Raw genomic sequence first — 20,199 nt, forward strand, 5'->3', positions numbered from 1 at the left:
GTGAATAAGATTGATGGTTTAATTTTTGCTCAAATGATAGATTTAGGAGCGAGAAATTTAGCAAAAAATGCCGAAAAAATTAATTCATTAAATGTATTCCCAGTTCCAGATGGGGATACAGGAACAAATATGAATTTATCTATGTCGTCAGGGGCAGCAGAAACACGAGCAAATAAAGCAGCGCACATAGGACAATTAGGAAAATCTTTTTCTAAAGGCTTACTTATGGGAGCTAGGGGTAACTCTGGTGTAATTTTATCTCAATTGTTTAGAGGATTATCACAAAGTATAGAATCTAAAGATGCTATAACTGCAGCAGAATTTGCTGAAGCTATAGATAATGGAGTTAAAATTGCTTATAAAGCAGTTATGAAGCCTGTAGAAGGTACTATTTTAACTGTGGCTAGAGAATCTGCTGAGGCAGGGTTAGAAGCTAGTAAAAATTCTACGTCAATTATAGAAGTAATGGAAGCTATTTTAACAGCTGCGAAAATTTCACTAAAAAATACTCCAGAATTATTACCTATCTTAAAAGAAGTAGGTGTTGTTGATTCAGGAGGACAAGGATTAGTTTGTGTTTATCAAGGATTTTTAGCAGCGCTCAAAGGTGAAGAAATAGAAGGGCTTGATGAAGTAAAAACAGATATAGTTAATATGAGCTTTGAAGATGATCATAGTAGTATGGATTTTATGTCTCCAGAAGATATAGTATATGGATTCTGTACAGAATTTACAGTAAGATTAGATAAAAATAAAAAAGAATTTAATGAAGATAAATTTAGAGAAGATTTAAGCAAATTCGGTGATTCTTTATTAGTTATAGCAGATGATGAATATGCAAAAACTCACGTTCATACTGAAACACCAGGAGATGTATTTAACTATGGTCAACAATATGGAGAATTGATTAAAATTAAATCAGAGAATATGAGAGAACAACATAGAGAAGTACTACGTAAAGAAGCTGAAAGAGAAGTTAATAAAGAAAAAGCAGAATATGGAATAATTGCTGTATCTATGGGGAAAGGTTTAAGCAAATTGTTTGAATCTTTAGGTGTAGGCGTTATAGTTGAAGGGGGTCAAACTATGAACCCATCGACAGAAGATATGATGAAAGCCATAACTAAGGTTAATGCTAAAAATATTTATATATTACCTAACAATAAAAATATTCAGTTAGCAGCTAAACAAGCAGCTGATTTAGCTGAAGAAAATGTTCATGTAATAGAGAGTAAAACTGCACCACAAGGGATAGCTTCTTTAATGGTATTTAATGAAGAAGCGTCTCCTAAAGAAAACTTTGATAATATGCAAAGTACACTTAGCACAGTAAAAACTTTAGAAATAACATATGCTGTAAGAGATACTAGTATTCAAGGTGTTGAAATTAAAGAATCGCAATATATGGGTATTTTGGACGGTAAAATTATTTGTGCTAACGAAGACATAAAAGAATCTATAACACAACTATTAGAAAAATCTATAGATGAAGATTCAGAAATTATTACATTGTATTTAGGTAGTGAAAGTGATGAAGAGACTACAACATATATTGAAAATCTAATAGAAGAGAACTATTCTGATTTAGAAATAGAAATAGTAGAATCTAATCAACCAGTATATCCTTATATAATGGGAATTGAATAATTAAAATGAGGAGTGTTTATAAGTGATAATACTTACAACACTTTTTGTGAAAGGAATGAAATAATGATAATAGATATTATAATAGTAGTTTTATTGTTGTTAGGTATAAGCAATGGTTATAAAAAAGGTGTTGTAAGACAATTATTTAATATAATATCAATAATAGTAGGGTATATAGTATCATTTTTACTTAGTAGTAGGCTGGCATTTTTATTAGCGCAATTTTTACCAACTAATAAGGTAGCTGATCAATTTAGTTCAACATTGTCGGGATTAAATATTTCGGAAGGATACTATCAAGTAATATCATTTTTCTTGATATTCTTCTTAGTTCAGTTCGTTATAAGAGCTATCGGAAATACACTGGGCTTAGTTACAAAATTACCAGTCATAAAATCTGCAAATAAATTATTAGGGGGTATATTTGGATTTTTGGAAGTATATTTAGTATTATTCGTTTGTATTTACTGTGTATATGTTCTTCCTATAAGTCCTAATTTTCATAATATGTTAGTATCAGAAGCTACTATTCCTAATTTTATATTTGAACAAACTCCAATTTTGTCTAAGATGTTATTAGAAGAATTTTTTAATTATGTAAAATAAAAGTATGTGAAGATTAATCTTCGCATACTTTTATTTTATATAGTATTTCTCTTTCTCCAAGTATTTGACGATAATAGTACTATAAATGGAATAATTTCTAAACGTCCTAATAGCATAGATATAGATAGCACAAATTTAGAAAAGTAAGGAACATTAGCATAATTTTCTAAAGGACCAAACTTATTAAAACCGGGACCTACGTTGTTTAATGTGCTAAGTACGGCTGTAAATATTTCTTCAAAATCATGAATTTGAATAGATAGAATAATACTAAAAATAGCGAATACTATCAAGTATAATAAAATATAGTTGGAAATTTTCTCAGGATTTTCTATTGTTTTGTTTTCTATTTTTAATTTTATTATTTTGTTAGGTGTCATACATTTTTTTATATAGTTAATAGTATTTTTTATTATGAATATTATACGTGGTATTTTAAGACCACCAGCAGTACCACCTGCGCATCCTCCACAAATCATCAAGAATAAAATAATTATTTGAGAAAACATAGTCCAATTACTGAAGTTTAAATATGTAAATCCAGTAGTTGATATAATGGAACTTACTGTAAATAATACGTCTAATAAGTTTTCTGTTTGTACAGTAGCACTATAATAAATATTAATAAATATTGCTACTGTGCACACTAATATTATTCCTAAAAACCACATAAGTTCTTCACTTTTAAAAAGTTTTAGGCAACGTTTTGCTAATACTATATAAACAAGGTTTAGGTTCATTGAGAATACTATCATAAATATTGTTACTATAAGTGTTACATAGTCATTATTATAATATGAAATACCTGTATTTTTTGTGGCAAAACCACCAGTACCTGCAGTAGAGAAAGTGATATTTATACTTTCAAAAAATCCTATTCCAGAAAATAGTAATAAAACAAACATTACTGACGCTAAAGATATATATAAACCATAAAGTACTACTGCTGTTTTTCTCATTGATGAAACTACTTTACCAAAAATGGGTCCTGGGACTTCTGCTTTCATAATATAAATATTATGAGGTGAGCGAGGTAGTATTGCTAATGCAAAAACTATAACTCCCATACCTCCAATAAAATGGGTAAAACTTCTCCACAATAAAATACTTTTTGGCATAACTTCTATATCAGTAAGAATAGATGAACCAGTAGTAGTTAAACCACTAATAGTTTCAAATAAGGCATCTATAAAGTTAGGAATTGAACCTGATAAAAAGAATGGAAGAGATCCTATAATAGAATAAATTATCCACGTTATTGATACTATTACAAATCCTTCTTTTGTATAGAAATTTTTATCTCTTTTCTTACTACATGTTACATATAAAATTAAATATAATAATAGTGAAATGATAATAGTAACTATATAAGAAGATATTATTTTAGTATTTTCTTTGTATATTAATGCACATATTAGAGGAATCAGAAGGAAAAAGCTAAGTAATTTTAACATTTTTCCTATTACAAAAAATATCATTCTATAATTCATAAGATACCTCTGTATTTAAAATATCATCTAGTTCTCTAATATTTTGTTGGTAATTAATTATTATAACACTATCATTTTTTCTTATATCATCATCTCCGCTAGGAAAAATTAATTCATTATTTCTAATTATAAAACCTATTAGAATATTATCGTTAATTTCTAAATCTTTCAAAGGGATATTTGTAACTTCTGAGTCTTTAAGAACTTTAAATTCCATTAGTTCAACTTTGTTATTAGCGATGCGATAAATATTTTCTATTCCAGGTTCCGAGCTACATTGTAATGATTTACTATGTTTGGCTATAATATCACCAACTATTCTTTTTGGAGTAATAAATGAATATAATCCTATATCTTCTGCAATTTGTGTTAATGAATTTCTATTTATTTTGGCTATTGATTTTTTTACACCTAATTTGTTTGCATATAGACTAATAATGATATTTTCTTCATCAAGACCTGTAAGAGCGATGCAACTATCAAATGTTTGAATACCTTCTTCAATTAGAACATCTCTATCGCTACCATCAGCTAATATTACATCTATATCAGGAAACGTTTCACTAATTTTATTAGCTTTTATAGCATCAATTTCTATATTTTTAATATAAATGTTATTCATTTTCAGTAGTGCTATTAAATAATAAGATAATTTTCCAGATCCTATTATTAATGTTGATTTTATTTTTTTGTCTATGTTTTCTTGTTTTCCTAATAGTTTATAGAATTTTTTTAAATTTGTATCATCAGCAGTTATATGAACTTTGTCACCAACTTTAAATATATAATCACCACGAGGTACTATAACCTCATCTTTCCGTTCTACTAAACATACTACAGCAGGAAAGTCTATAATATCTTTACTTTCTATAAGAGATTTATCTTTTAATATACTGCTCTCTTTAATAGTGACTTCAATCATTTTTACTCTATTTTGACCAAAAGTTTCTATTTTATTTGCTGAAGGATATTTTAGCATAAAACTTATTTGTTTTGCTGCTTCGAATTCAGGATTAAGCATTAAATCAATACCTAAATGATTTTTTAAAAATTCTTTAGTTTTTGTGTATTCAGGGTTTCTAATACGTGCTATAGTGTATTTTGCCCCCATTTGTTTTGCTGTAATACACGATAAAATATTTATTTCGTCACTTGTTGTAACAGCTATAAATAAATCCGCTTCTGAAGCATCAGCTTCGTCAAGAACATTATAATTTGCACCACTACCAACAATTCCTTGAATATCGTATAACTCTATTATTTTTTGGGCTAATTTTTCATTTGTTTCAATAAGGGTTACTTCATCGTAAGTTTGAGAAAGTTCTTCGCAAAGTAAATCTCCGACCTTTCCACCACCAACAATAATAGCTTTCATAACTATGTTCTCCTTAGTTCATATTTACAAAATGTAAGATAATTATATACCTTTCTTATTGTATAGTCAAATTAAAGTAATATTAAAAAATTAATAAAGATTTAGTAACAAAACAATTTTATATACTATACTTTAATATAAAAAATATGTATGTTATAATTAAAAAGTAATTTGGAGGTGTTTATGTTTAAAGCATTATATAGAAAATATAGACCACAGAGTTTTGAAGATGTTGTTGGTCAAAATCATATAGTTGCAGTTTTGAAAAATGCAATAGCTCAAAATAAAATAGCACATGCTTATTTATTTTATGGTCCTAGAGGAACTGGAAAGACATCAATTGCTAAACTTTTTGCTAACGAAGTAAATAATAACAAAACTTATATGAGCGATAGTGTTGATATTATAGAAATTGATGCAGCTAGTAATAATGGAGTTGATGAGATAAGAGATATTCGTGAATCAATAAAATTTGCTCCTACTGAAAGTAAATATAAAATATACATTATTGATGAAGTTCATATGCTAACAACTTCTGCGTTTAATGCTTTGCTAAAAACTTTAGAAGAGCCACCAGCACATATTATCTTTATTTTAGCTACTACAGAGTTGCATAAGATACCTGCTACTATCTTATCAAGATGTCAAAAATTTGAATTTAAAAATTTAACAAATGAGCAGTTAGTACACAGACTTACTTTCATTGCAGATAAAGAGTCTATTAATATAGAGGATAATGCTGTCCAAAAAATAGCTAATATTGCAAAAGGTGGATTAAGGGATGCTATAGGTATTTTAGATCAAGTATCAAACTATAGTTCAGATGAAGTTACTTTACAAGATGTATTAGATGTAACATCATCAATTAGCGATGAAGATATTATGAATTTTTATAAATTATTGTTATTAAAAGATACAACAGAGTCATTAATTGTGTATAATAAGTTTTTAGAAAATGGTAAAGATACTAAATTGTTATTAAATAACTTAATTAATATATCAAGAGATATTATCATTTATAAAAATATAAAAAGCAATAAATTTAATGATTTTGATGTAACGTATATTAAAGATACTATAGATAATATAGATAGCGAACATATTTATAAAATTATAGATTATTTATCTGAAACTGAAAGTAATGTTAGATTTTCGACAGAGTATATTAGTTATATGCAAATATGTATTATAAAAATATGTAGTATTGAAAAACAAAGTTTATTAGATAATGATGTAGATAATAAGTTAGTAATGTTAGAAAATAAAGTTAAAAGTTTAGAATTAGTATTAGGTAGTCAAGACAATAATATAAGTGCTATAAATAATAGCAATTCTCTTAGCAATAAATTAGAAAGCAATCAACCATTAATAATTCCTAATAAAAATGCTATAGTAGATTTATTGCAAAAAGCTAATGATAAATTTACTGCGTATGCTTCTAATACATATAAAAAAGTTTTAAGAGATATAGCTAAAAATAATATGGATATGTTCAATACTTTTAAAAATGCTAATTTTATTTGTTCGTCAAAGATAAGTTGTTTATTAGTTTTTGAAAACCAAGAAGACATTTTCAAAATAAATTCTAATAAAATGTATATAGAAAATTTAGAAAAATTAATAAGAAAAGAACTGGGAGTAGATTATGATGTATACATATTACAGAGTAATCAGTACAAATATTTAACAGAAAAATTAATTGATGAAGATGATAATCAAATTAATAAAGAGAAAAATAATAATGAAAATGAAAATAAAGATGATAATTTATCGAAAATAGAAAAATTATTTTCTGAAATAATAGTAGAAACTTAAATATTATTAACTATAAATACATTTACATTCTTGTTAAATAAACTTTTGATAATAAAGAAAATAATTGAAAATCGTTGACAATATTCTATATTTTAAATAAAATTATATTATAACAATAAAAATTTCTTAGGAGGAAAATTATAAATGCGTGGAATGGGAAATATGCAACAAATGATGCGTAAAATGCAGAAAATGCAGAAAGATATGATGGATGCACAAGAAGGTTTGAAAGATCAAACTGTAGAAGGTACTGTCTCAGGAGATATGGTAAAAGTTATTGCTAATGGAGATGGAAAAATATTAGATATAGTAATAAAAGAAGAAATAGTTGATCCAGAAGATGTTGATATGTTACAGGATATGATTTTAACAGCTGTAAATGATGCACTTGAAAAATCAACAAAATTAAAAGAAGAAACACTAGGAAAATTTACAAACGGATTAAATATTCCAGGATTATAGAATATGAAATATCCAACACCAATATTAAATTTAATAAATAGCTATATGAAACTACCGGGAATAGGTAGAAAAACTGCTGTAAGACTTGCTTTTCACACATTAAAAATGCGAGATACAGATGTTGTAGAATTTTCTAACGCATTAGTAAATTTTAAGAAAAGTTTATGCAAGTGTAGTGTATGTGGAAGAATTAATGAAAATCAAATATGTGATATTTGTTCAGATACTTCTCGAGATCGAAGTATAATTTGTGTTGTAGAAAATGATCAAGACTTAATAGCTATGGAAAATATGGAGCAATACAATGGACATTATCACGTTTTAGATGGAGTTATATCCCCTATGAATGGTGTAGGTCCAAATGATATTAATTTGAAATCTCTGTTAGAGAGGGCACAAGATAAAAGAGTAGTAGAAATTATCTTAGCAACTAATTCATCACCAGAAGGGGAAGGAACAGCTAGCTTTATAAAAAATATTTTGAAAAATACGGATATAAAGGTTACTAGAATAGCACAAGGAATTTCTTTTGGTAGTGATATAGAGTATGCTGATGAAGTAACATTAGCTAGAGCATTACAAGGAAGAATAGAATTATAAAAAAGTTAGGAGAACATAAATATGTCACAACAATCAGTAAATGCAATTAAAGTATTAGGAGTAGATGCAATTAATAAAGCAAAATCAGGACATCCTGGAATAGTTATGGGTGCAGCGCCAATGGCTTATGCTTTGTTTAATAATCATATAAACGTTAACCCAAAAGTAACAGATTGGATTAACAGAGATAGATTTGTATTATCTGCTGGACATGGATCAATGTTATTATATTCATTACTACATTTGTCAGGATATGACGATGTATCAATGGAAGAAGTAAAAAATTTCCGTCAGTGGGGTTCTAAAACTCCAGGTCATCCAGAATTTGGTCATACAAAAGGAGTAGATGCAACTACTGGACCTTTAGGACAAGGAGTATCTACTGCTGTAGGAATGGCTTTAGCAGAACGTTATTTAGCTGCAAAATATAATAAAGATGGGTTTAATTTATTTGATCACTATACATATGTAATATGTGGAGATGGTGATATCATGGAAGGTGTAGCATCTGAAACAGCAAGTTTTGCAGGATTACAAAAATTAGAAAAATTAATAGTTCTTTATGATTCAAATGATATTTGTTTAGACGGAGAAACTAAAGATGCATTTACTGAAAATGTAAGAAGTCGTTATGAGTCATACGGTTGGAATACTCTTTTAGTAGAAGATGGAGCTAGCGTATCAGAAGTTACGAAAGCAATAGAAGAAGCAAAAAAATCAACTAAACCAACACTAATAGAAGTTAAAACAGTAATTGGAGCAGGTTCTCCTAATAAACAAGGAACTAATGCAGTACACGGCGCACCTATAGGAGAAGAAGAGACTGCACTATTTAGAAAAGAAATAGGTTGGGACTTTGCACCATTTGAGATACCTGAAGAGGTTTACGCTGATTTTGAAAACAATTTAGGTAAACGTGGAGTTGCTAAATATGAAGAGTGGACTAAGATGTTGGAAGAATACACATCAAAATATCCAGAATTAGCTAAAGAACTAAACGAAGTATTAACTAGAGAAGATATTAAAAAATTAAATAAAAATATCTTTACGTTTAAAGAAGTTGGAGAAGCACAAGCTACGAGAAATTCATCACAAGATGCTTTAAATTCAATTGCTAATGTGTTACCTACATTCTTTGGAGGATCTGCTGATTTATCACATTCTAATATGACATTTATTAAAGGTGATGGATTGCAAGATACTAATAACCGTCTAGAAAGAAATGTACAATTCGGTGTTCGTGAATTCGGTATGGCTACTATTTTAAATGGATTAGCTTTACATGGTGGAGTGCGTGTTTTTGGAGGAACATTCTTTGTTTTTGCAGATTACCTAAAAGCTGCATTAAGACTTTCAGCATTACAAAATTTACCAATTACTTACGTCTTTACACACGATAGTATTGCAGTAGGAGAAGACGGACCTACTCACGAACCTATAGAGCACTTAGCAGCGTTGAGAACTATTCCTAATTCTTATGTGTTTAGACCAGCAGATGCAACAGAAACTCAAGCAGCATGGTATATATCTCAAACAACTAACAATAAACCATCATCATTAGTATTAACTCGACAAAATTTACCAATTTTAGAAAATTCTTCTTTTGAAAATGTATCAAAAGGTGCTTATGTTGTTTATGAAGCAGAAGATTTCGATACAATACTTATAGCCACAGGTTCAGAAGTTTCCTTAGCTATAGAAGCAGCAAAAGAATTAGAAAAATTAGGAACAAAATCTCGAGTTATAAGTATGCCTAGCGTTGAATTGTTTGAAGAACAAAGTTTAGAATATAAAGAACAATTATTACCAAGTTCTATTCGCAAACGTGTAGCGATAGAAATGGGTAATACAGCACTATGGTATAAATATGTTGGACTTGATGGTCTAGTTATTGGTATAGATACATTTGGTGCATCAGCCCCAGCAACAAAAGTTATGGAAGAATATGGATTTACTGTAGACAATATTGTAAATAAAGTTAAAGAACTTTAATTGAGGACAAAAAATGTTTTACAAAAAAGGAGATATTATAAAAGCTAAGGTTACTGCTATTAAACATTATGGTGCTTTTATAGAGACTCGTGATGGAACACAAGGTCTTATTCATATTTCGGAAATAGCTAACAATTTTATCGTTGATATAAATTATTACTTAAAAATTGGAGAAATAATAGAAGTTAAAGTACTAACTTATAAAGATGGAAAAATTAATGGATCACTAAATTTTTCTAATAAACGTTTAGGAAAAAAGTCATCTGATAAGTATGTTGATCAATTACAGAGTGGTCATTTTAAGTATGGGTTCAAAACTTTAGAAGAAAATTTATATAAATGGCAAAAAGATGCAGAAAAAGAAATGTATTTTAATAAAAAATAGTTGACAATAAATAAATTTATATTTATAATGTCTGTATATAGTAAAGAATAGGATTTTTTAATAAAGAATATATTTTTAGAGAGAGTCTAGTGGTGAAAAGGACTTAATATTGTTATTAAATTGCTACCTATATAAATTCTTTTCCGGCATTAAAGTCGTTATAAAAAACTAATGAGTAGATAATTTTATCTAAAATTAGGGTGGTACCACGAAAATTAATTCGTCCCTTGTATTCTTTTATAGAATATAAGGGATTTTTTTGTTAAGAATTTTTTACTAAAATTTAATTGGAGGAATTTTATATGAAAAAATTATCATCAGCACAAGTGCGAAGAATGTTTTTAGATTTCTTTGTAGAGAAAGGACATAGAATAGAACCAGGAGCATCTTTAGTTCCTAACAATGATCCGTCATTACTGTGGATTAATTCTGGAGTAGCAGCTCTTAAAAGATTTTTTGATGGAAGAGAAATACCAGATAATCCAAGAATAACAAACTCACAAAAATCTATTCGTACTAACGATATAGAAAACGTTGGAAAAACAGCTAGACACCATACATTTTTCGAAATGTTAGGAAATTTCTCAATAGGTGATTACTTTAAAGAAGAAGCAGTAGAATGGGCTTGGGAATTTTTAACTTCAGAAAAATGGCTTGGCTTAGATAAAGAGAAGATGTATGTTACAATTCATCCAGAAGATACGGAAGCTTATAAAATTTGGACACAAAATATAGGTTTATCGGATGACAGAGTTATAAGAATAGAAGGTAATTTTTGGGATATAGGAGAAGGCCCATCAGGACCTAATACAGAAATATTTTATGATAGAGGAGTAGACTCTGATACGACATCTCCAGAATGTGAAATGTATCCTGGTGGAGAAAATGAACGATATTTAGAAGTTTGGAATGTTGTATTTAGTCAATATAATCATAATCCAGATGATACATATACAGAGTTACCAGCAAAGAATATAGATACTGGTATGGGACTAGAGCGTATAGTCTCTGTTATGCAAGATGTCCCTACTAACTTTGATACAGATTTGTTTGTTCCTATTATTAGAAAGATAGAAGAGATTTCAAATGAAAAATATGGATCTGATATAGAAAAAGATGTAGCATTTAAAGTAATAGCAGATCATATAAGAACAGTAGTATTTGCAATATCAGATGGAGCATTGCCGTCTAACGAAGGACGAGGATATATTTTACGTCGTTTAATTCGAAGAGCAATTAGATATGCAAAATATTTGAATCTAAATAAAGCTTTTATGTATAAACTAACTCCTACTGTTGCAGAAATAATGGTCGACTATTATCCAGAAGTTACTGACTCTGTTGATTTTGTTAAAGATGTTATCTTAAAAGAAGAAGAAAGATTCCATGAAACATTAAACGAAGGAGAACAAATATTAAATGAAATCATATCAGAAGTGAAAAATTCAACTAATGTTATATCAGGGGGAAGTGCATTTAAATTATATGATACTTTCGGATTCCCTATTGAATTAACTGAAGAATATGCATTAGAAAACGGACTTACTGTTGATATTGATGGATTTAATGTTGAAATGGAAAAACAAAAGGAACGTGCAAGAAGTTCTAGACAAGATGATAATTCTATGCAAGTACAATCAGACTTATATTCTAAAATAATAGGAGATAGTGAGTTTGTCGGTTATGATAATTTTGAGACTATTGCTAAAGTTATAGCAATTATCGATAAAAATGATAATATATTAAATGAATATAAAGATGATAATGATGTTATAAAAGTTATCTTTGATAAAACACCTTTCTATGCAGAAAGTGGAGGACAAGTTGCTGATAAAGGTTATGTAACAGGAGATAACTTTGTTGGAGAAGTTATTGATGTTAAGAAACTTCCTGATAAACGTCATATACATTTTATTAAGATAAAAGAAGGAATTTTAGAAAAAAATAAAGAATATAAACTAACAATAAATATAGATTATAGATTAAATATTGAAAAAAATCATACTGCAACTCACCTTGTAAATGAATCCCTAAGAAAAGTAGTAGGTGAACATATTAAACAAGCAGGATCATTAGTTACAGATGAAAAATTACGTTTTGATATAACACACTTTACTCAACTTACTCCTGAAGAAATAGCAGCAGTAGAAAAAGAAGTTAATGAAAAGATATGGCAATCATTAGATATAGCTGTTAAAGAAATGCCTATAGATGAAGCTAGAAAACTAGGAGCACAAGCATTGTTTGGAGAGAAATATGGTGATGTAGTTCGTGTAGTATCTATTGGTGATTATTCTATAGAATTATGTGGGGGAACACATAGTAAAAATTCATCTGAAGTAGGAATATTCAAAATTATTTCTGAATCGGGAGTAGCTGCAGGAGTTCGTAGAATAGAAGCTATTACAGGAAAAGCAGTTTATGAATATCAAAAACAAAAAGATGCAATATTTAATGATGTTTATAAATTAATTAAAGCTAATGATAGTAATATTGTAGAAAAAATTACTAATTTACAAAATGATATTAAGAAATTAAATAAAGAAAAAGAAATTTTACAACAAAAAATAGCTAATGCAGAAATTAACAATTTATTGTCATCGGCAAAAGAAGTTAAAGGTATTAAACTTTTAACAAGTGTTGTAGAATCAGAAAATATGAATCATTTAAAACAAATAGTTGATAATGCAAAAGAAAAATTAGAAAATTATATAATTGCATTTGCATCTATTAATGATGATAAAGTTAATTTTGTAGTGGCTGTTGACAAATCTATTACTGATAAATATCAAGCAGGAAAATTAGTTAATATTTTAGCTAATGTTTGTGATGGAAAAGGTGGAGGGCGTCCAGATATGGCACAAGCAGGTGCTAAAAATAAAGATAAAATTCAACAAGCATTTGCTGAATTAGAAAATAGCCTATAATCATAAAAAAAATTCCTAGGTTGTATCAATACCTAGGAATTTTTTTATTTATTAATTTCATTAATTATATTTTCTAGTTTCATACCTCTACTAGCTTTGAATAATATAACTTCATTGTCTATTTTATTATTAAGTAAGTAATTGATAACTTCTTTATTACTATTAAAGTGGATAGTTTCAATTTCTTTATTAGTTATATAGTTATTAATATGTTTAGATAACATTCCAACAGTTATTACTTTATTAATTGTATTAGAATTTTTTGTTATATATTCTCCGATGCTTGCGTGAAAAAGTATTTCATCACTACCTAGTTCAAACATATCTCCAAGAACTAATGTTTTATATTTAAAATTATTTAATTCATCAAGAACGTCAATTGCTGCTTTCATCGAAGTAGGACTAGCGTTGTAAGCATCATTTATTATTAAACTATTATTATGGTAATCTATACTTTCTAAGCGCATTTTTGTAATTTTCTCTAAGTTTTCTAGAGTTAAAGCAATTTTGTTGTTACCAATATTTTCTTGTTTTGCAATAGTGATTGCATATAAAATATTTAATAAATTATGCTTACCTTTTAATTTTGTTTTCAATTCAGTATCAATAATATTAATTTTAAAAATATTATAATCATCTTCTTGGTAATAATTTTCTAATATTATGTCATTTTTTTTAGTTATTCCACAAGAAAAATTTTTATGAGTAGAGCTGTCAACTAGAGAACTTAATAATTCTTCGTCACCATTGAAAACAAAATATCCATTATTTTTTAAACCGTAAGTTATTTCGTATTTTCCTTTAGCGATTCCTTGTCTATCTTTGAAAAATTCAATATGACTTTCTCCGATATTTGTTATTACAGCTATATCTGGTTCAACTAATTTAGATAAAAATTCTAATTGACCAAATCCATCTGCTCCCATTTCTAAAATTAAATAATCAGTATCTTTAGGAGTATCTAAAATAGTTAGTGGTACTCCTAATTCATTATTGAAGTTTCCTTTTGTTTTATGAACTTTATAAGTTGTAGCTAACAATTCATAAACTATATCCTTTGTTGTAGTTTTTCCATTACTTCCAGTAATAGCTATAGTTTTGCAATTTATTTTTTGTAGGTAATCTTTAGCTAATTTTTGTATAGCTTTATAACTATCTTTTATATAAATAATATTGTTATCTATATCAAAATCTTGTTTTAAAGATAATGTAGCAACTGCTCCGTTTTTAAATGCAGTTTCTATATAATCATGACCATCTACATTTTCTCCTAAAAAAGGAATAAATAAATCTCCTTTTTTAACTAATCTGCTATCTATTGCGACACCTGTAATATTTTTGTCGTTCACAAGTTTATAATTTGTAGTGTTTAATATTTTTGTTAGTTCTATTATTGAATAGTTCATTTTATACCTACTTATTTTACTGTTGAAGTAATTTTCTTTCATTATAACGTTTTTTAGCTAATTCTATTAGGTTTTCTATTAATTTTCCGTAACTTATTCCCATATTATTCCACAATGATGGGAACATAGAAAATTTAGTAAAACCAGGCATAGTATTAATTTCGTTAATATAAATTTTACAATCTTTAGTTAAGAAGAAATCTACACGAGCTAGACCAGAACAGTCTAAAACTTTAAAAGCATGCTCTGCCATTTCTCTAAATATAGGGTAGAGTTCTTTGTTAATGTTAGCAGGAATTTCCATTTTTGATTGGCCGTCTGTATATTTTGTATCGTAATCATAGAAATCAGATGTAGAAATATTAAGTATTTCTCCTGGTTCTGTTGAACTAATTTCATTGAAACCTATGACAGCTACTTCTATTTCTTTAGCTCCAATTACTCCTTCTTCGACAACTATACGTCTATCAAATTTAAGTGCTTCTTTTATTCCAAGTAATAACTTTTCTTTGTTTTCGCAACGGCTAATACCAACAGAAGAACCAAGATTAGCTGGTTTTACAAACATAGGATATTTTAAGTTATTTTCTAAATCTTTTAATATATTTTCTTGATTATTTTGCCAGTCATTTGCAGTAAAATCTACATAAGGAAGTTGTGGTAAACTAATGCTAGAAAATATTTTCTTTGTTATAGCTTTATCCATGCCAGTAGAAGAAGAAAGCACATTGTTTCCAACGTATGCTACATCTAAAATTTCAAAAAATCCTTGAATTGTGCCGTCTTCTCCATTAGGACCGTGAAGCACCGGAAAAACTATATCAATTTTTTTGTTATCTACATACAATAATGAAATAATATCGTTACTAAAATTATTGAATATAAGTTCTTTCTCATCTTCAATAGTATTTACTATTTGTTCTCCTTTTGCCCATTGTCCTTTGTTATTTATAAATATAGGTATTACATTATATTTTTCTTTATTAATTTCATTTATTATTGATTTAGCAGTTAGTATTGATATTTCATGTTCTGAACTTTTACCGCCATATATTATTGTTAATGTTTCTTTTTTCATATTTTAAAAGCTCCTTTTTATAAGTAATTAAGGTATAAAACAATTATATCATTAATATTTTATTATTAACAAGATTTTTTCTAGTTTATTTTATATTTACTTTTTGTTTCTGCTATTAAATCACGTAGCTGAGCTGCTTTTTCAAATTCAAATTTACTTGCAGCTGCAAACATATCTTCTTCTAAAGTTTGGATATAAGTTGATATTTCATCTGACGTCATCGTAGGAACTTCAGTTAAATTCTTATCTTCATCTTCGTATACTTCTTTTTTCGTAGATATTGATTCACTTATGTCTTTTATAATAGTTTTTGGTACTATATTGTGCTCTTCGTTGTAAGCAATTTGAATTTCTCTACGTCTATTAGTTTCTTCAATAGCCTTGTTCATACTTCTTGTTATTTTATCTGCATACATAATAACTCTACCATTAGCATTTCTAGCAGCTCTACCGATAGTTTGTAGTAATGATTTGTCCCCGCGTAAAAATCCTTCTTTATCTGCATCAAAAATGGCTACTAATGAAACTTCTGGGATATCTAAGCCTTCACGTAATAAGTTAATACCTATTAGAATATCAAATTTTCCAAGACGTAAATCTCTTATTATTTCAGTTCGTTCTAAAGTTTTTATATCTGAGTGAAGATATTTTACTTTCAACCCATTTTCTTTTAGATAGTCTGTTAATGCTTCGGCCATTTTTTTTGTTAGAGTAGTTACTAGCACCCTTTCTCCTTTAGCAATAATTTTTTCTGCTTCTTTTGCTAAATCGTGAACTTGGTTGCTAACTGGACGAATTTCAATTAATGGATCTAGGAGTCCGGTAGGCCTAATAATTTGTTCTACTATTTCATCACTATGTTCTAGTTCATAATCTCCTGGAGTTGCAGAAACAAATATTACTTGATTGACTTTATTTTCAAATTCTTGAAAATTCAATGGTCTGTTGTCTAATGCTGATGGCAATCTAAAGCCATAGTCAACAAGGACTTGTTTTCTGGCTTGGTCACCATTATACATTCCTCTAACTTGTGGTAATGTAACATGTGATTCATCTATGATTAATAACCAATCATCGGGGAAGTAATCTAGTAAGGTATAGGGAGTTGCTCCTCTTTCACGTAATGTCAGATGAAGAGAATAATTCTCTATTCCAGAACAAAAGCCCATTTCTTCCATCATTTCTAAATCATAATTAGTTCTTTGTTCAAGGCGTTGAACTTCTAATAATTTATTATCTAAACTTAATTCTTTCAGTCTTTCATCTAATTCTTTACGGATTCTTCTTATAGCTTCTTTAGTAGTTTCATCTCCTGCAATAAAGTGACTAGCTGGGAAGATAGTAGTATAATCTAGTTCATACAATATTTTCCCTGTTAACGAATCTATTTCACGTATTCGTTCAATTTCATCTCCGAACATCTCAATACGAATTGAATTTTCACTACGAGAAGCTGGAAAAATTTCAATAATATCACCTCTAACCCGAAAAGTTCCACGACTAAAATCTATATCATTTCTAACGTATTGAATACTAATAAGTTTTTCCAAAATTTTGTTGCGTGGTATTTCCATACCAACTCTTAGATTTAATTGTAGTGCTTGATATTCTTTAGGAGAACCTAAACCATAAATACAGCTGACACTAGCTACAATAATAACATCATCTCTCTCAAAAAGAGATGATGTAGCACTATGACGTAACTTATCAATTTCATCATTAACAGAAGAATCTTTTTCTATATAAGTATCTGTTGATGGAACGTATGCTTCTGGTTGATAATAGTCATAATAAGATACAAAATATTCTACTCTATTATTGGGAAAGAATGCTTTTAGCTCGTTGTACAATTGCCCCGCTAATGTTTTATTGTGTGCAAGAATTAATGTAGGTTTTTTTACATTTTGAATAATATTTGAAACAGTAAAAGTTTTTCCTGTTCCAGTAGCACCTAATAATGTTTGAAATTTTTCTCCGTTTTTTACACCCGTGGTCAATTTTTCTATTGCTTGAACTTGATCTCCGCTAGGTTTATATTTGCTTTCTAGTTTAAAATCGTAATGTTTTTTTTCCAAATCTATCACCTTTAATATTAATTGTTAAAAATATTATATACCCATTCTATAATTTGTGCCATTGAAAAGTTTATATTATATAATAATTAGTATTATTGTAGATAAAAAAAATTACAAATGCTATAATTATATATGAAAATTTTTTAATAGGAGATATTAATGGAAAACTGGATTGAAATAATTGTTCATACTACGGGAGAAGCTAGTGAAATAGTAGAGTCAATATTATTAGATTATGGATCTACTGGAGTTTGTGTTGAAGATGGTAGTATTTTAAATGATAATTTAGATGATAACTTTGGAACTATTATAGGTGTTACAAAAGATGACTTTCCTAATGAGGGAGTTTTAATAAAAGGGTACGTTAATGAATTAAATTTTAATGATAATATTTTTAATAATATAAAAAAAGAAATTTTAGAATTATCAAAAAATATAAACATAGGAGATTTTTTCGCCATATTTACTAATACTTTAAAAGATAGTGATTGGGAAAATTCATGGAAAGATTATTTTGATGTTTTAACAATCGGTAATAATTTTGCCATAGTTCCTTCGTGGAAAACTTATGATATGGATGATAATAAATATATAATAAATATAGATCCCGGAATGGCTTTTGGAACAGGTGGTCACGAAACTACATCATTGTGTATAAAAAATTTGGAAAAATATGTAAAAAATAATGATAGTGTTATAGATGTTGGTTGTGGTAGTGGAATTTTGACAATAGCGGCAAGCTACTTAACTAATGGAGATTTAAAAGCGGTTGACTTAGATAAATTAGCAGTAGATGTTTCTAAAGAAAATTTTATTTTGAATAATATTCAAGATAGGGTAGTAGTGGAGCAGGCAAGCTTATTAGAAAAAGAAGAAAAAAAATACGATATAATTGTTGCTAATATATTAGCGCACATTATCGAACTTATGTTAGATGATGCTTATAAATTGTTGAACGATAACGGATATTATATTGTTTCGGGTATAATTAAGGATAAAAAAGATGATTTATTAAATAAAGCTATAAATGTTGGCTTTAAATTAGTAGAAGAAACTTCAGAAAATGATTGGTATTCATTAGTATTTAATAAATAATTAGACAACAATTATATAAAGTTGGCATATTATTTTTAAGTCTTCTTAATCAGATACATTAGACTAGAGGTAATTTATGACGAATTATTTAAATAATAATTTTTTGAAACAATTTTATTATGCAAGAGAAATATTAGAAATATTAGAAAATAATGATTACAAAGCTTATTTTGTAGGCGGATGTGTTCGAGATTTTGTAATGGGTAATAAATTTTCTGATATAGATATAACTACATCAGCAACACCTGATCAAATAAAATTATTATTTCCTATAACTATTGATACAGGAATTAAACACGGAACGGTAACTGTTAAATATAAAAATAGATTTTATGAAATAACCACATTTAGAAGTGAAAGTGAATATATCAATCATCGAAAACCAAAAAATGTTAAATTTATAACTACATTAGAAGAAGATTTAGAGCGTCGTGACTTTACAATAAATGCTATGACTCTTGACAAAAATGGAAATATTATTGATTTTCATGAAGGATTAAAAGATATAAAAGAGAAAAAAATAAGAACTGTAAATGAGCCTAATGAACGATTTTCTGAAGATGCACTTAGAATGCTTAGAGTTTTTCGATTTTCATCAAAATTAAATTTTACTATTGATGAAAAGACATTCGAAGCAGTAAAAAAGAATTCTAAGTTAATTAAATTTATTTCTATGGAACGTATTTTATCAGAATTAAAAAAATTGTTAGTTGGAGAAAATAATGTTTATGCATTTAACAAATTGCTTGAAAGTGGATTAAATAACTATATTCCAGTAATAAAAGATATAAAAAACTATATAGATTGTTCAAAATTTTCATTTGCTCAAGCAATGTTTTGTTTACTTGATATTAATAATATATCTCCAGAATATTTAAAGCAATTAAAGTTATCAAATAAAGATATAGCAACTATAAAGCAGTATGTAAAGATAAAAAATGAATTTTTAAATAATACATCTATAGAAAAAATATTGTACAGATATGATCAAGAATTAATTGAATTTATAAATGATTTTTACAATTATACAAGCCCCAAAAGATTAAAAAAATCGGATTTACCTATACAAACTTTTTCGGATGTTAATATAGAACCACAAGATATAATAAATATGTTTCCAGAAAGAAAGCCAGGTAAATGGATAAAAGAGTTGTTACAAAAAATAGAGTACAGCATATTATTAAGAAATATTAATAATAATAAAGAAGATATTATAAAATTTGTAGAATTAGAATTGAGGAACTAA

Annotated in this window: 15 protein-coding genes; 10 read left to right on the plus strand and 5 right to left on the minus strand. The window is 27.7% G+C overall.

Annotation, left to right across the window (positions count from 1 at the left end; all coding sequences use genetic code 11):
- Both AC1XWJ_RS01050 and AC1XWJ_RS01055 read left to right on the plus strand, forming a co-directional pair.
- Positions 1–1,647, plus strand: coding sequence for a DAK2 domain-containing protein (locus AC1XWJ_RS01050; RefSeq protein ID WP_483333953.1), 1,647 nt, complete (start codon positions 1–3; stop codon positions 1,645–1,647).
- A 63-nt stretch (positions 1,648–1,710) separates the two neighbouring features.
- On the plus strand, positions 1,711–2,253 hold the full coding sequence (locus tag AC1XWJ_RS01055; protein WP_483333954.1) for a CvpA family protein: 543 nt from the start codon (positions 1,711–1,713) through the stop codon (positions 2,251–2,253).
- A 35-nt stretch (positions 2,254–2,288) separates the two neighbouring features.
- Here the strand turns inward: AC1XWJ_RS01055 and AC1XWJ_RS01060 are convergent, their stop codons facing one another.
- Together AC1XWJ_RS01060 and trkA are read right to left on the minus strand one after the other, a co-directional pair.
- The gene (locus AC1XWJ_RS01060; protein WP_483333955.1) at positions 2,289–3,743 is read right to left on the minus strand and encodes a TrkH family potassium uptake protein; all 1,455 of its coding nucleotides are present in this window, start codon (positions 3,741–3,743) and stop codon (positions 2,289–2,291) included.
- Positions 3,733–5,118, minus strand: coding sequence for a Trk system potassium transporter TrkA (trkA, locus tag AC1XWJ_RS01065; protein WP_483333956.1), 1,386 nt, complete (start codon positions 5,116–5,118; stop codon positions 3,733–3,735). Before trkA ends, AC1XWJ_RS01060 begins: the two co-directional genes overlap by 11 nt.
- A 183-nt stretch (positions 5,119–5,301) precedes the next feature.
- On the opposite strand from trkA, the gene dnaX reads away from it, so the two are divergent.
- The 6 genes from dnaX to alaS all read left to right on the plus strand — a co-directional run bounded on the left by dnaX (position 5,302) and on the right by alaS (position 13,299).
- Complete coding sequence (dnaX, locus tag AC1XWJ_RS01070) at positions 5,302–6,933, plus strand: DNA polymerase III subunit gamma/tau (RefSeq protein WP_483333957.1); 1,632 nt, start codon at positions 5,302–5,304, stop codon at positions 6,931–6,933.
- Between the two features lie 144 nt (positions 6,934–7,077).
- The gene (locus AC1XWJ_RS01075) at positions 7,078–7,395 is read left to right on the plus strand and encodes a YbaB/EbfC family nucleoid-associated protein (RefSeq protein ID WP_483333959.1); all 318 of its coding nucleotides are present in this window, start codon (positions 7,078–7,080) and stop codon (positions 7,393–7,395) included.
- Between the two features lie 3 nt (positions 7,396–7,398).
- Positions 7,399–7,995, plus strand: a complete 597-nt coding sequence (gene recR, locus AC1XWJ_RS01080; RefSeq protein ID WP_483333960.1) for a recombination mediator RecR — start codon at positions 7,399–7,401, stop codon at positions 7,993–7,995.
- Positions 7,996–8,016: 21 nt separating this feature from the next.
- Entirely contained in the window at positions 8,017–9,987 is a 1,971-nt protein-coding gene (gene tkt / locus AC1XWJ_RS01085) for a transketolase (RefSeq protein ID WP_483333962.1), read from the plus strand.
- A gap of 13 nt (positions 9,988–10,000) precedes the next feature.
- On the plus strand, positions 10,001–10,372 hold the full coding sequence (locus tag AC1XWJ_RS01090) for a S1 RNA-binding domain-containing protein (RefSeq protein WP_483333964.1): 372 nt from the start codon (positions 10,001–10,003) through the stop codon (positions 10,370–10,372).
- Between the two features lie 302 nt (positions 10,373–10,674).
- Positions 10,675–13,299 carry an alanine--tRNA ligase gene (alaS, locus tag AC1XWJ_RS01095; RefSeq protein WP_483333965.1) on the plus strand — a complete coding sequence of 875 codons (2,625 nt, stop codon included), beginning with the start codon at positions 10,675–10,677 and terminating at the stop codon, positions 13,297–13,299.
- A 44-nt stretch (positions 13,300–13,343) separates the two neighbouring features.
- On the opposite strand, the gene AC1XWJ_RS01100 is transcribed toward alaS, so the two are convergent.
- From AC1XWJ_RS01100 to uvrB, 3 genes are all read right to left on the minus strand, one after another.
- Positions 13,344–14,705, minus strand: a complete 1,362-nt coding sequence (locus AC1XWJ_RS01100) for a UDP-N-acetylmuramoyl-tripeptide--D-alanyl-D-alanine ligase (protein WP_483333967.1) — start codon at positions 14,703–14,705, stop codon at positions 13,344–13,346.
- A 16-nt stretch (positions 14,706–14,721) separates the two neighbouring features.
- On the minus strand, positions 14,722–15,783 hold the full coding sequence (locus AC1XWJ_RS01105) for a D-alanine--D-alanine ligase (RefSeq protein ID WP_483333968.1): 1,062 nt from the start codon (positions 15,781–15,783) through the stop codon (positions 14,722–14,724).
- An 80-nt stretch (positions 15,784–15,863) separates the two neighbouring features.
- Positions 15,864–17,858: an excinuclease ABC subunit UvrB gene (gene uvrB, locus AC1XWJ_RS01110; protein ID WP_483333969.1), complete on the minus strand. Its 1,995-nt coding sequence runs from the start codon at positions 17,856–17,858 to the stop codon at positions 15,864–15,866.
- A gap of 159 nt (positions 17,859–18,017) precedes the next feature.
- Here uvrB and prmA point away from each other — a divergent pair, with 159 nt between their 5' ends.
- Together prmA and AC1XWJ_RS01120 are read left to right on the plus strand one after the other, a co-directional pair.
- Positions 18,018–18,953: a 50S ribosomal protein L11 methyltransferase gene (gene prmA / locus AC1XWJ_RS01115; RefSeq protein ID WP_483333971.1), complete on the plus strand. Its 936-nt coding sequence runs from the start codon at positions 18,018–18,020 to the stop codon at positions 18,951–18,953.
- A gap of 76 nt (positions 18,954–19,029) precedes the next feature.
- On the plus strand, positions 19,030–20,199 hold the full coding sequence (locus AC1XWJ_RS01120) for a CCA tRNA nucleotidyltransferase (RefSeq protein ID WP_483333972.1): 1,170 nt from the start codon (positions 19,030–19,032) through the stop codon (positions 20,197–20,199).

The organism is Gemelliphila sp. 1F1 (assembly GCF_056897515.1).

What these genes read in the sequence shown, in the direction of transcription:
- AC1XWJ_RS01060 (WP_483333955.1), bottom strand. Translation starts at nt 3,743, where the DNA reads ATGAATTATAGAATGATATTTTTTGTAATAGGAAAAATGTTAAAATTA.
- prmA (WP_483333971.1), top strand. Translation starts at nt 18,018, where the DNA reads ATGGAAAACTGGATTGAAATAATTGTTCATACTACGGGAGAAGCTAGT.
- AC1XWJ_RS01075 (WP_483333959.1), top strand. Translation starts at nt 7,078, where the DNA reads ATGCGTGGAATGGGAAATATGCAACAAATGATGCGTAAAATGCAGAAA.
- AC1XWJ_RS01120 (WP_483333972.1), top strand. Translation starts at nt 19,030, where the DNA reads ATGACGAATTATTTAAATAATAATTTTTTGAAACAATTTTATTATGCA.
- dnaX (WP_483333957.1), top strand. Translation starts at nt 5,302, where the DNA reads ATGTTTAAAGCATTATATAGAAAATATAGACCACAGAGTTTTGAAGAT.
- AC1XWJ_RS01105 (WP_483333968.1), bottom strand. Translation starts at nt 15,783, where the DNA reads ATGAAAAAAGAAACATTAACAATAATATATGGCGGTAAAAGTTCAGAA.
- recR (WP_483333960.1), top strand. Translation starts at nt 7,399, where the DNA reads ATGAAATATCCAACACCAATATTAAATTTAATAAATAGCTATATGAAA.
- trkA (WP_483333956.1), bottom strand. Translation starts at nt 5,118, where the DNA reads ATGAAAGCTATTATTGTTGGTGGTGGAAAGGTCGGAGATTTACTTTGC.
- AC1XWJ_RS01090 (WP_483333964.1), top strand. Translation starts at nt 10,001, where the DNA reads ATGTTTTACAAAAAAGGAGATATTATAAAAGCTAAGGTTACTGCTATT.
- AC1XWJ_RS01055 (WP_483333954.1), top strand. Translation starts at nt 1,711, where the DNA reads ATGATAATAGATATTATAATAGTAGTTTTATTGTTGTTAGGTATAAGC.
- AC1XWJ_RS01100 (WP_483333967.1), bottom strand. Translation starts at nt 14,705, where the DNA reads ATGAACTATTCAATAATAGAACTAACAAAAATATTAAACACTACAAAT.
- tkt (WP_483333962.1), top strand. Translation starts at nt 8,017, where the DNA reads ATGTCACAACAATCAGTAAATGCAATTAAAGTATTAGGAGTAGATGCA.
- alaS (WP_483333965.1), top strand. Translation starts at nt 10,675, where the DNA reads ATGAAAAAATTATCATCAGCACAAGTGCGAAGAATGTTTTTAGATTTC.